The 11,790-nt window shown below is 71.5% G+C and carries 12 protein-coding genes; 3 read left to right on the forward strand and 9 right to left on the reverse strand.

The annotated features are described in order from the left end of the window. Positions 1-85 precede the first annotated feature (85 nt). From NON00_RS12730 to NON00_RS12745, 4 genes are all read right to left on the reverse strand, one after another. Positions 86-514: a metalloregulator ArsR/SmtB family transcription factor gene (locus NON00_RS12730; RefSeq protein ID WP_256021497.1), complete on the reverse strand. Its 429-nt coding sequence runs from the start codon at positions 512-514 to the stop codon at positions 86-88. A gap of 82 nt (positions 515-596) precedes the next feature. Continuing rightward, positions 597-2,765, reverse strand: coding sequence for a response regulator (locus tag NON00_RS12735; protein WP_256021499.1), 2,169 nt, complete (start codon positions 2,763-2,765; stop codon positions 597-599). A 168-nt stretch (positions 2,766-2,933) separates the two neighbouring features. Further along, a complete protein-coding gene (locus NON00_RS12740) occupies positions 2,934-3,671 on the reverse strand; it encodes an SDR family oxidoreductase (RefSeq protein WP_256021503.1) in 738 nt (245 codons plus the stop codon). 13 nt (positions 3,672-3,684) lie between these two features. Next, entirely contained in the window at positions 3,685-4,239 is a 555-nt protein-coding gene (locus tag NON00_RS12745; protein ID WP_256021506.1) for an FMN-dependent NADH-azoreductase, read from the reverse strand. Between the two features lie 119 nt (positions 4,240-4,358). Here NON00_RS12745 and NON00_RS12750 point away from each other — a divergent pair, with 119 nt between their 5' ends. Then, complete coding sequence (locus tag NON00_RS12750) at positions 4,359-4,736, forward strand: helix-turn-helix domain-containing protein (protein ID WP_256021509.1); 378 nt, start codon at positions 4,359-4,361, stop codon at positions 4,734-4,736. A gap of 81 nt (positions 4,737-4,817) precedes the next feature. Here the strand turns inward: NON00_RS12750 and NON00_RS12755 are convergent, their stop codons facing one another. The 3 genes from NON00_RS12755 to NON00_RS12765 form a co-directional block, all read right to left on the reverse strand. Continuing rightward, the gene (locus NON00_RS12755; RefSeq protein ID WP_256021512.1) at positions 4,818-5,780 is read right to left on the reverse strand and encodes a tripartite tricarboxylate transporter substrate binding protein; all 963 of its coding nucleotides are present in this window, start codon (positions 5,778-5,780) and stop codon (positions 4,818-4,820) included. Between the two features lie 91 nt (positions 5,781-5,871). Continuing rightward, positions 5,872-6,807 (reverse strand): dihydrodipicolinate synthase family protein, encoded by a 936-nt coding sequence (locus tag NON00_RS12760; RefSeq protein ID WP_256021515.1) that lies wholly within the window; start codon positions 6,805-6,807, stop codon positions 5,872-5,874. Beyond that, positions 6,804-7,511, reverse strand: coding sequence for a GntR family transcriptional regulator (locus NON00_RS12765; RefSeq protein WP_256021518.1), 708 nt, complete (start codon positions 7,509-7,511; stop codon positions 6,804-6,806). The genes NON00_RS12760 and NON00_RS12765 overlap by 4 nt, the downstream gene beginning before the upstream one ends. A gap of 96 nt (positions 7,512-7,607) precedes the next feature. Between NON00_RS12765 and NON00_RS12770 the strand changes: the two genes are divergently transcribed. Together NON00_RS12770 and NON00_RS12775 are read left to right on the forward strand one after the other, a co-directional pair. Continuing rightward, the gene (locus tag NON00_RS12770; protein ID WP_256021521.1) at positions 7,608-8,351 is read left to right on the forward strand and encodes a DUF3750 domain-containing protein; all 744 of its coding nucleotides are present in this window, start codon (positions 7,608-7,610) and stop codon (positions 8,349-8,351) included. A gap of 186 nt (positions 8,352-8,537) precedes the next feature. Next, positions 8,538-9,521: a nitronate monooxygenase family protein gene (locus tag NON00_RS12775; protein ID WP_256021523.1), complete on the forward strand. Its 984-nt coding sequence runs from the start codon at positions 8,538-8,540 to the stop codon at positions 9,519-9,521. Positions 9,522-9,584: 63 nt separating this feature from the next. Here NON00_RS12775 and NON00_RS12780 read toward each other — a convergent pair whose 3' ends face one another. Together NON00_RS12780 and uxuA are read right to left on the reverse strand one after the other, a co-directional pair. After that, entirely contained in the window at positions 9,585-10,526 is a 942-nt protein-coding gene (locus NON00_RS12780) for an NAD(P)/FAD-dependent oxidoreductase (protein WP_256021525.1), read from the reverse strand. Positions 10,527-10,585: 59 nt separating this feature from the next. After that, complete coding sequence (gene uxuA, locus NON00_RS12785; protein WP_256021526.1) at positions 10,586-11,782, reverse strand: mannonate dehydratase; 1,197 nt, start codon at positions 11,780-11,782, stop codon at positions 10,586-10,588. Positions 11,783-11,790 lie beyond the last annotated feature (8 nt).

An 11,790-nucleotide genomic window follows, 5' to 3' on the forward strand; every position in this document is an offset into this window, starting at 1 on the left:
CCCCCCCCCCCCCCCCCCCCCCCCCCCCCCCCCCCCCCACTGAAAAAAGTTTTTTGGTTCTTTTTTTCAAAAAAGAACATTCTTCCTAAAACAAAATACTCTCATCCAGTGGCTGCCGTGCCGGCGGCGCGCTGCACACGGAGTGCAGGGCCTGGAGCAGGCGGGCCACGCGGGCATCGGCGACGCGGTAATGGATGGTGGTCCCGGCACGGCGTGTGGCCACCAGCCCATCCTCGCGCAGGCGGGCGAGGTGCTGGGAGAGGGCGGGCTGCGAGAGGCCGACGCGCGTGGCGAGGCCCCCCACGGTCATCTCGCCCTCGCGCATCAGGTGGCAGAGCACCATCAGCCGGCGCTCATTGGCCATCAGCCGCAGCAGGCCCGCCGCCTCCGCCGCGCGGGTTTCCATTTCGGCCAGCGGCATCAGCCGTTCCATCATGCCCATCGCCATTGCTCTCCTGCCCGGTGCGGCGTGGCGCGCTGCCCCGGCCGAAGCGGGGGTGGCGCCCAGGGCCACGAAGCGGATTCCTGTTGCGGCTTCCGTCCTAGGGCCTGTGGCGGGTGGATTCCTTGCGCTGCATCAAGCTTCGCATATGTTTTCAATGATGCTCGCGCAGCAGCGCGCCGCCGAGCAGCCCCGCCGCGCCGGCCAGCACCTGCTCCGGCCCCACCGGCTTGTGCAGCAGGGCGAAGGGCCCCTCGGCCCGCGCCTGGCGCAGCGCCTCCGGGCTGGCCTCGGCCAGATGCCCCGTCAGCAGCAGCGCGGGCAGCCGTGCCTGCCGCTTGCGCAGCCGCCGCAGCAATTCCAGCCCGTCCAGCCCCGGCATGGCGAGATCCGTGACCAGCAAATCAAAAAATCCATCGCGGGCCTGCTCGGCCAGGGCGGCGGCGGCGCTCTCCACCGCCGTCACCGACAGGCCGCGCTCGCGCAGCGCATCGGCCAGCAGGCGGCGGACCATCGGCTCGTCATCCACCAGCAGCACGCGCATCCCGCGTGGCAGGGCCAGGCCGGACTGGGCCGTGTCGCTGAGCGCCGCGGCCTCCGCCGGCGCCTCGGGCAGCCAGAGGCTGACGCGCGTGCCCTGGCCGGGCTGGCTCTCGATGCGCAGCGCGCCGCCGGACTGCACCGCGAAGCCCAGCGCCATGGCGAGGCCGAGGCCCGTGCCCTCCTCCTTCGGCTTGGTGGTGAAGAAAGGCTCCGTGGCGCGGGCCAGGGTGGCGGCATCCATGCCCTGACCGGTATCGGTGATGTCGAGGCGCAGATAGCGCCCGGGGGCCAGTGTCTCGCTCCCCGGCGTCAGGCCGGCGGGGAGGGGGGGGACACTGTCCAGCGCCGCACCCATCACCAGCACGCCGCCGCCCAGGGGGCGGATGGCATCGCGCGCATTGATGCCGAGGTTGATTAGCACCGCTTCCAGCTGGCCGCGATCGGCCAGGGCGGCGGGCAGGTTGGGCGGCAGCTCGATGCGCACCTCCACCATGCCGCCCAGCGTGTGGCCCAGCACCTCGCGCAGCCCTTCCAGCAGCGGGCCGAGCGGCACCGGCTCCGCCCGCAGCTGGCCGCGCCGGGCATAGGCCAGCAGGCGCTGCGTCACCGAGGCGCCGCGCTCGGCCGCCTGCACCACCATGGCGGCGAGGCGGCGGATCGGCGGCTCGGTGCTGCGGCGCTCGATCAGCTTGGCGCCGCCGAGCGCCGCCTGCAGCACGTTGTTGAAGTCATGCGCGATGCCGCCGGCCAGCCGGCCGAGGGATTCCATGCGCTGGGCATGGGCCAGCCGCTCCAGCGCCGTCTCACGCTCCCGCCGCGCCTCGGACAGCGCGGCCTGGGTGCGCAGCCGCTCCAGCCAGAGCAGCGCCAGGGCGATGGCGGCCAGCAGCAGCAGCCCCATGGCCGCCGCCGCCGCGCCGATCGAGGGCGCGACGAAGCCGAGTGGCGCCAGCGCCTGCGCCGCGTCCAGCGACGATTCCACCACCATCGGCGCGGCGTCGAGCGTCTGGTAGGCGATGAGCCGCAGCCCTTCCGCCTCCTGCCGCTCCGTCCGGCCATCGGGGGTGCGGGCCAGGGCCTGGCGCAGCGGGTCGGCGGGCGGCAATTGCCCGCCGGGCTCGGCATCGGGGCGGCTGTCGGCCAGCACGATGCCATCGGGCCGCAGCACGCGGATGCGTTGCCCCACCCCCGGATGAAGCTGCGAGAGCGCCCCGGCCAGGGCCAGCGGGTCGAGCGAGACGACGGCCACGCCCTCGAACGCGCCCTGCCCGTCCTGCAGGCGGCGGGCGACCTGCACGCTCCACCAGCCGGAGGCGCGGCCGACCAGCGGCGCGCTGACGTAAAGGCCGGGGGCTCCATCGCGCGGGAGGCGGAAATGGTCGCGGTCCGCGAGGCTGAGGGGCCGCCAGCCGGGCAGGGAGGACCAGGCCAGCAGGCCCTGCGCGTCGATCACCGCCACCTGCCGCACGCCGAAGCGGGCCTGCCGCACGGCGAAGCGGATCTGCTCCTCCAGCGCGGCGGCGCCCTCGGCCCGGCCCTGTGCCAGGCTGCGCTGCCGTGCCTCGGCGAGGTCCTGCAGGCCCTCGATCGCTTCCAGGCCGCGCAGCAGCATCTGCTCGACGGCGCGGGCGGCGGTCTCGGCGCGGTCCAGGGCGCTGGCGCGGGCCTCCGCCTCGACATGGTGGACATGGCGCAGCGCGACATGGCCAACCGCCAGGGCAGCCAGCGACCAGAACACCAGGGCCGCAGCCCATAGCACGCGGCGCGACAGGCCAGGCATCAGCGGTACGGAACTCCTGGGCGGCAGGATGGATCAAGGGGCCGGTATAGCTCCGGCCCGTTCCGTACAATAGGGAATTGTCACATTGTGTGGGGGCGCCTCCTTGGGAAAAGAAGGAAGGAAAGGAAAAGAAGTTCTTTTTTGTAAAAAAGAACCAAAAAACCTTTTTCAGTCGGTGGAGCGCTGCGGGGGAGGGGGGTAGATCAGCTCCGCCGCGGCGCGCGTCTCCGCCCATTGCCGCAGCATCGTCGCCAGGGCTTCCGGGTCGACCTCAGGGATGGTGAAGCCGGGGGGCAGGTCGATGCGGATCGCGCCGGAGGCCATGCCCTCCTGCCACCCGCTGCCACGGATGACGGCGGAGAGCGTCAGCATCCCGACATGGATGCCCTCCGGCGCAAGTTCCCCATGCAGGGCGTGGAGATAGTTCCGGGCGGCGGCCAGCGCGGGGCCGGGGCCGCTCATGAAGGGCAGCCCCACCGCCGCCGAACCGCCCAGCCCGGCCAGGATGCTGCCCCGCCCCCGCGCCCGCATGCCCGGCAGCACCGCCCCCACGGCGGCGATCAGGCCGTAGAGGAAAAGTTCCATCTTCTCCTTCACTGTGGCGACGCTGAGCGAGAAGGCGGGGATGAAGGTCTCGGGCAGGCTCGGGCCGTAATACAGCGTGCCGATAGCGCCATGGAGGGCCTCGATGGCGGCCAGCACCGAGGCCACCTCCTCCGGGTCGCGCAGATCGGCGGGGAAGGCGGTGGCCGTGATCCCTTCCTCCGTCAGCCGGGCCGCCAGGGCGGCCAGCGGCCCCGCCCGCCGGGCGACCAGGGCCACCGCATGGCCCTCCCGCCCATACTGGCGCGCCAGCGCGGTGCCGAGGCCCGGCCCGGCGCCGAGGATGGCCGTGCAATGCGCCATGCGGGCCACTCCCTTACGCCGCCAGCTGCCGGATCGTATCATGCGCCGCCTGCAGGGCGGCCTGCTGCGCCGCCTCGCCCAGCGCCAGCCCCTCGGCCCGGATGATCCTCACATCCGCCACGCCCAGGAAGCCGAAGAAGGCCCGCAGATGCCCCTCCTGATGGTCCATCTCGGCGCGGGGAGAGCCGTCCGAGAAGACACCGCCGCGGGTCGAGACCAGCAGGACCGTCCTGCCGCCACACAGCCCCTCAGGCCCCTGCGGCCCGTAGCGGAAGGAGCGCCCGGGCACGGCGAGGCGGTCCAGCCAGGATTTGAGCTGGGACGGGATGCCGAAATTGTACATCGGCGCCCCCACGACCACGATGCGCGCCGCGAGGAATTCGTCGAGCACGGCAGCATCCGCGCCTTCGGCCGCCGTGAAATGCGCCAGCGGCGCCGCCACGAGATCCCGCCGCACAATGGCCAGGGCGGGATGCAGGCCCGCGAGATGCGACACGGCGGCGCGGCTGAGCGCGCGGCTCACGCTGGTGTCGCCTTGGATGCTGCTATCCACATGCAGAATGGTCATCATAAAGCCCCTTGGTCACAAAGAGTGACCTGGTTCTGGTTCGATGTGGGGTATATTCCGGTAACCACCATGGCCCGCAAGGAGGCACCTTGAGTTCACAAAGGCACACCAAAGGAACCATGAGTTTCCAGGTCATCGAGGATCATTCCTGCCCCGTGGTGCGGGATGTGCTGACCCGGGTGGGGGACAAGTGGAGTGTCCTGGCGATTGTGCTGCTGGGGGCGGGGCCGATGCGCTTCAGCCAGCTGAAGCGGGCGATCGAGGGTATTTCGCAGCGGATGCTGACCCTGACGCTGCGGGGGCTGGAGCGGGACGGGCTGGTCTCCCGCACGGTGCTGCCCACGGTGCCGCCGCGTGTGGACTATGCCCTGACCCCGCTGGGCCTGACATTGCTGTGCACCCTTCAGGAACTGGCGGGATGGGTGCGCGACAATGCCGGGGAGATCCTGCGCGCGCGCGCCGCCTTCGACGCGCGCGGCCGCGAGGAACCCGCCTGAAGGGACAGCCCGCGCTCGCCGCCCCTCCCCCTGAAAAAGTCTTTTTGCTTCTTTTTCTTCAGAAAAAGAAGATTCCCCTGCCTACTGCTTCTGAATCCCCGCCTGTGTCACGACGGCCTGCCATTTGGCCACTTCATCGCGCACGAAGGCCTGCGCGGCTTCGGGGCCGCTGCCCATGGGCACGGCGCCCAGGGCGGCCATGCGTTCCTGCACCGAGGCTTCCCGCAGCTGCGCCGCCGCATCGGTGGCAATGCGCGTCGCCACTGGCCCCGGCAGCCCGGCGGGGGCGAGGATGGCGCCCCAGCTGGAAGCCTCGAAACCTGGAAAACCGCTTTCCGCCACGGTGGGCAGGTCCGGCAGCATGGGCAGGCGCTGCGCCGCCGTGGTGGCGAGCGCGCGCAGCTTGCCGGATTGCACATGGCCGAGCACGGCGGGCAGGGTATCGAACATCACATCGACGCGGCGGCTGATCAGGTCCGGATGCGCGGCGGTGGAACCGCGATAGGGCACATGCGTCATCGCCGCCCCGGCGCGGTGGGCGAACATTTCCGCCGCCAGATGCACGGCGCCGCCCGTGCCGGCGAAGGTCACGCCGCCCGGCTTCGCCTTCACCAGCGCCGCCAGCTCCTGCACGCTGCGCGCCGGGAATTCGGGCGCCGCCACCAGCAGCAGCGGCACGGAATAGACGATGCTGAGGACAGAGAAATCCTTCAGCGTGTCGAAGGGCGTGGTGTAGAGCGCGGCATTCACCGCGTGGTTCACCGAGACGAAGCCCAGCGTGTGGCCATCCGGCGTGGCCTTGGCCACCACATCGGTGCCGATGATGCCGTTGGCGCCGCTGCGGTTCTCCACCACCACCGGCTGTTTCCACAGCGGCGTCAGCTTCTCCGCGATCAGGCGGGCGGCGATGTCGGAGGCACCGCCCGGCGTATAGGGGACGATGACGCGCACGCCCTGGCTGGGATAGGCGCTCTGCGCGCGGCCCGGCCCGGCGGCGAGCAGGCACAGCGGCGCGGCGAGCGCCGCGCGGCGGGTGATTTCCATGGTTCGTTTCCTCGACTTGTTTTTTTTGAAAGCGAGTCGGCAGGCACGTCCCTGTCAGGGCCAGGGGGAAAGGCTCCCCCTGGCCCGCCGGTCACTCCGCCGCGGCAGCGCGGAGGAGGCCCCAGTCACCGAGGCGCCGGCGCAGCTCCGCCTCGGCGCGCGGCGTCAGCGGCCAGGCGGAAGGCGGGCGCGTCGCGCCGCAATCATCGCCCAGCATCTGCAGGGCGGCCTTCACGACCGAGACATTGGTGCCGTTCTGCTCCTCGGCGCGCAGCGCCTCGAAGGCGGACATGGTCTCGATCAGCGCGGCGGCGCGGGCATAGTCGCCCGCCTCCAGCGCGGCATGGATGGCCACCGAATGCTCCGGCCAGACATTGATCAGCCCGGAGGTATAGCCGCGCGCGCCGACGGCGTAGAAAGGCGGTGCCCAGGTCTCGGCCAGGCCGCCCACCCAGGCGATGTCCAGCCCGCGGTCGCGCGTGGCGCGGATCATCTCGCCCAGGCGCAGCGGGGAGGGGGCCGCCCACTTCACGCCCACCACGCCCGGCACCTGGCAGAGCGCCAGGATGGCCTCCGCCCCGATGCCGTCATTGCGCAGATACAGCACGAGGGGCAGGCCCTGCCCGGCCTCGGCGACGCGCTCGACATAGGCGACGACGCCGCGCGGCGAGACGAAGGGGTCCGGCGGCTGGTGCACCATCAGCGCGCTGGCGCCGGCGGCGCGCGAGGCGCGGGTGAGCGCCACGGCATCGCCGATGCTGCGGCCGATGCCGGCCAGCAGCGGCACGCGGCCCGCCACCTGCTCGGCCGCGGCATGCACCATGGTCTCGGCCTCGGCGGTGGTCAGGCCGTAGAACTCGCTGGTGTTGCCATTGGCCACCAGCACATGCACCCCGGCGCCGATGGCGCGGTCCACCACCGGCTTCAGCTTCGCCGGCGCCAGCCTGTCCGCCCCGTCGAAGGGGGTGACGAGGATGCCGGAAATGCCGTTCAGCGCGGCGCGCAGGGTGGGTTTTGCTTCTGTCATGGCGTTTCCCTTTCGGTCTCGAAGGCGTCGAGCAGGCCGCTGGCCCGCAGCGAGCGCGTCACATGCGCGCGCATCCGTGCCTCGGCCCGCTCCGGGTCGCGGCGGCGGATGGCGGAGAGAATGGCCGCGTGCTCCCGCCAGGCGCGGCGCGGCTCCTGCGGCGTGGCGCGCAGGGCGCGCAGGCGGCCGAAATGGTCATAGGCCCGCAGCGCCTGGAGCGAGCGCAGCAGGAAGGCATTGCCGGCCAGCGTGTCGATCTCGGCATGGAAGGCCTCGTTGGCCTCGGCCAGGGCGGTGATGTTCCCCGCCTCGGTCGCGGCGCGCATGGCCAGGAGGCGGGCGCGCAGCCGGGCGATATCGGCCGCCCCGGCGCGGCGGGCGGCGAGGGCGGCGGCGCTGCCCTCCAGCGCCACGCGGATCAGCCCCATCTCGGCCAGCCGTTCCGGCCCGAACTCGGCCACCAGCGTGCCGCGGCGGGGCAGGGTGACGACCATGCCCTCCGCCTCCAGCCGGCGCAGCGCCTCGCGCACGGGCTGGGCGGAAATGCCCAGGCTCTGCGCCAGCGAGCGTTCCGAGAGGCGCTCCCCGCCCGGCAGGCTGCCATCGACGATGGCATCCCGCAGCCGGCGATAGGCGCGCTCGGCCAGGGAGATCAGTTCCTCGGCCGGCAGGGGGGGCAGGTTCGGGGCATCGGCGGGCAGCATGGCGCCATGCTAGGGCCGCCGCCGGGATGACTGCAATAGCAGATAGCAGTGAGGCCCCGGCTTGTCCTGGCCAGGGGCGCGACAATCTAGCACGCCATGCTGGCCACGCTGAAAATCCTGCTCCTGGGCTTCTCCCTCCTCTACCTCCTGCCGATCGGGCTTTCCGCCGCGCTCTATGCCGCGCGGGGCGGCGGCGCGGGCTGGCAGATCGCCGACCGCTCCAGCACCGGCCTGCTGCCCGCCGCGGCCACGCACCACCCGGCGGTGGTGCGCGTGCTGGCGGCGCAGACGGTGCGCTGGCGCGGCATCTTCGCCGTCCATTGCTGGATCGTCTTCAAGGAGGAAGGCGCGGCGCGCTACACCCGCTACGACTACACCGCCTGGGGCGAGCCCATCCGCATGAATGGCTTCGAGCCCGACGGACGCTGGTTCGGCCATGCGCCGGACGTGGTCTTCGCCGCCGATGGCGCCGAGGCGGCGGCGCTGATCCCGCGCCTGCGCCAGTCGATCGCGGCCTATGCCTACCGCAACCAGGGTGACTACCGCGCCTGGCCGGGACCGAATTCCAACACCTTCGTCGCCGCCGTGCTGGACGGGCTGGGCCTGCCCATCGCCCTGCCGCCCACCGCCATCGGCAAGGATTTCCCCCATGACGGGCGCTGGCTGCGCGCCACCCCCTCCGGCACCGGATGGCAGATCAGCCTGGGCGGCTATGCCGGGCTGACGCTGGGCTGGGTGGAAGGGGTGGAACTCAATATCCTCGGGGCCGTGGCCGGGATGGATCTGCGGCGCCCCGCGGTGAAGCTGCCAGGGCTGGGGCGGATCGGGGTGGGGGGGTAAGGCAGAACGTTCTTTTTTGGAAAAAAGAACCAAAAAACTTTTTTCAGTCGGGCGGTGGGCTGTGGTGGCAAGTGGTGGTCCCTGAAAGGCTGGGGAGGGCGTTTCCGGGTGAAAAGAGGCCCTCTTGGCGCCCCGCCGGAGCCTTGCCTAAACTGCCACGGCAGAAAAAAGACCAGGAGGGAAGAAATGGCCTTGCTTGACACGCTGAAAGGCAGGCTGCGGCTGCCTCTGATCGGCTCGCCGCTCTTCATCATCTCGGTCCCTGACCTCGTGGTGGCGCAATGCACCAGCGGCGTGATCGGCGCCATGCCCTCGCTCAATGCCCGCCCCGCCGCGCAGCTGGATGAATGGCTCTCCGAGATCCGCGAGCGCCTCGCCGCGCATGACGCGGCGAACCCCGCGCGCCCCTCGGCGCCTTTCGCCATCAATCTCATCGTCCACCGCTCGAATGACCGGCTGGAGCAGGATCTGGAGATCTGTGTCCGACACCGCGTGCCGCTCGTCATCACCTCGCTCGGGGCGCGGCCGGAGGTCAACCACGCCATCCACGCCTATGGCGGCCACGTGCTGCATGACGTGATCAACCAGGATTTCGCGCACAAGGCGATCGAGAAAGGGGCCGATGGCCTCGTGCTGGTCGCCGCCGGCGCCGGCGGCCACGCCGGAACGCAAAGCCCCTTTGCCCTGCTGCAGGAAACGCGCTCCTGGTTCGATGGGCCGCTGGCGCTCTCTGGCTCCATCGCCAGCGGGCGCGGCATTCTCGCGGCGGAGGCGATGGGCGCGGATTTCGCCTATATGGGCACGGCCTTCATCGCGACCGAGGAAGCCCGCGCCGTGGAGGACTACAAGGCGATGCTGGTGGAGGCCGGGGCCTCGGATATCGTCTATACCAACCTCATCACGGGGGTGCATGGCAATTACCTGAAGCCCTCCCTGCGGCGCGCGGGGCTGGACCCGGAGAATCTGCCGGTGTCTGATCCGGCCGCCATGGATTTCGGCAGCGACCGCAAGAAGCGCTGGAAGGAAATCTGGGGCGCGGGGCAGAGCGTCTCCGGGATCGATGCCGTCCTGCCCGCGGCGCAAAGAATCGAGCGGCTGCATGCGGAGTATTGGGCGGCGCGGCGGGCACTCGGCGTGCCGTCGGCGTTGCTCAATCCGGCCTGGGGCTAGCGGGAGGGCGCCGCCCTCCCGCACCCTCCCGCCGGGGTGGCAGGGCCACCCCGGACCCCGCCCTCAGGCCAGGATGGCCCTGGCCACCGCTTCGCCACTGTCGAAGGCAGCTTCGGCGCGCGGCGCCAGGCACCCGTCGCCCGCCACGCCGAGGCGCAAGGCCGGGTCCCACAGGCAGGGCTGGCCGAGCGGCACCTCCACGCGCGCATGACGCCAGCGATGCGCGGCGCTCTCGCGCGGGGCCGGGGCGCCCAGCGCGGCAAGCAGGCGCCGGGTGACGCTGTCCGCGCTGTCTTCGAGCCAGGCGCGCGAGGCCTCGGGGCCGGCCTGGATGACCCAGCGCTCACCCGCCTCGCGCCCGGGCTTGGCGCTTTCACGCGCGGCCCAGGCGATGGGCTCCGGCGGGTTGGGTTGCAGCAGGTCGGGCAAGGGCAGGGGCGCATCGAAGGCGGCCATCAGCGTCCAGCAGGGGGCCAGCCGCACGGGGCGCAGGGCCTCCGCCAGGGCGGGCGCTGCCGTGGCGAGCAGGGCCGCCGCCTGCGGCGCGGGAAAGGTGACCACCACGGCGGAGAAAGGGCCGCTGCGCTGCGGCGGAGCATCGGGGAGGGGGTGGCCCGGGCGCACCAGCGCGGCATCGTGGTGCAGCACATGCCAGCCCCCGGCGGAGGGTTCCAGCGTGGTGACGTGGCGGGCGCTGTGCAGCGGCAGCCCCTCGGCCATGCGGCGCGGCAGGGCGGACATGCCCGGCACCGGCAGGAAGGCCCCCGGCTGCGGCCAGGCGGCGCTGCCCTCGGCCAGCCAGGCGGCAAGGCCGGGGCCGCGCGCCGTCAGGTATTGCGCGCCATGGTCATAGCGCAGCGCGCCGCTGCGCCGCGTGGCGAGGCGCCCGCCGGCGGCGCGGCCCTTGTCGAAGAGGGCGAAGGGCTGGCCCGCGCGCCGCAGGGCATGCGCGCAGGCCAGTCCGGCGAGGCCGGCGCCGAGGATGGCAATGGGGTGCTGTGTCATCGTCCCCCATCAATGTGGTCGCGCCGCCGCTTGCCAAGAGGGGCGGCGGCGTCGCTGGCCTACAGCGGCAGGCCCTTCACCTGCGCCAGCGCCACCATCACGCCGCGCAGCTCGGCGAGGCCCTTCATGCGGCCAATGGCGGGATAGCCCGGATGGGTGGGCTTGCCGACATCGTCGAGGAGTTCATGCCCATGGTCGGGACGGAAAGGAATGCGCCAGTCGGCGCGGCCCTGCTCCTGGCGGCGCTTCTGCTCGGAGAGCAGGGCCTCCACCACGGCCACCATGTCCACATCGCCGCCCAGATGGTCGGCCTCCATGAAGGAGCCATCAGCTTCCTTCGCCACGTTGCGCAGATGCGCGAAATGGATGCGGTCGGCGAAGCGGCGGGTGATGGCGGGCAGGTCGTTCTGCGGACCCGCGCCGAGCGAGCCGGTGCAGAGCGTCAACCCATTCGCCGGGCTGTCCACCATGGCGAGGAAATCGGCGATATCCTGCTCGCGCGAGACGATGCGCGGCAGGCCGAAGAGCGGGCGCGGCGGATCATCGGGATGCATGCACAGGCGCACCCCCGCTTCCTCGGCGGCGGGGATGACCTCCTGGAGGAAACGCTTCAGGTTGGCCTGGAGATCGGCATGGGTCATCTGGCCATATTCGGCCAGGATGGCGCGCAGGCCAGGGATGTCATAGCGGTCATAGGCGCCGGGCAGGCCCGCCATGATGGAGGCCAGCAGCTTTTCCTTCTGCTCGGCGCTGGCGCTGTCGACCCAGGCCTTGGCACGGGCGAGCAGCTCCGGCGGCAGGCCATCGGCGGCGCCGGGGCGTTCCAGCATGAAGACGTCGAAGCCGACATACTGGTGCATGTTGAAGCGCAGCGCCGTGCCACCACCCGGCAGCGGATGGGCGAGCTCCGTGCGCGTCCAGTCCAGCACCGGCATGAAGTTGTAGCAGACGACCTTCACGCCACAGGCGGCGAGGTTGCGCAGCGAGATGCGGTAGTTCTCGAACAGCTCCGCGCAGTCAGGATCGCCGCGGCGGATCTTCTCGTGCACGGGCAGGCTCTCGACCACGCTCCAGGACAGGCCCAGGGAGGGATCGGCGGCGAGCAGCGCCTTGCGCTTCTCGATCTCCTCGACGCTCCAGACCACGCCATAGGGAATCTGGTGCAGCGAGGTGACGATGCCACGCGCGCCGGTCTGCCGGATGTGGTTCAGCTGCACGGCATCGCCGGGGCCGAACCAGCGCCAGGTTTCTTCCATCGAAAAGG

Origin of the sequence: Roseomonas sp. GC11, from assembly GCF_024437745.1 — a bacterium.
In the GTDB taxonomy this organism is placed as follows: Bacteria; Pseudomonadota; Alphaproteobacteria; order Acetobacterales; family Acetobacteraceae; genus Pseudoroseomonas.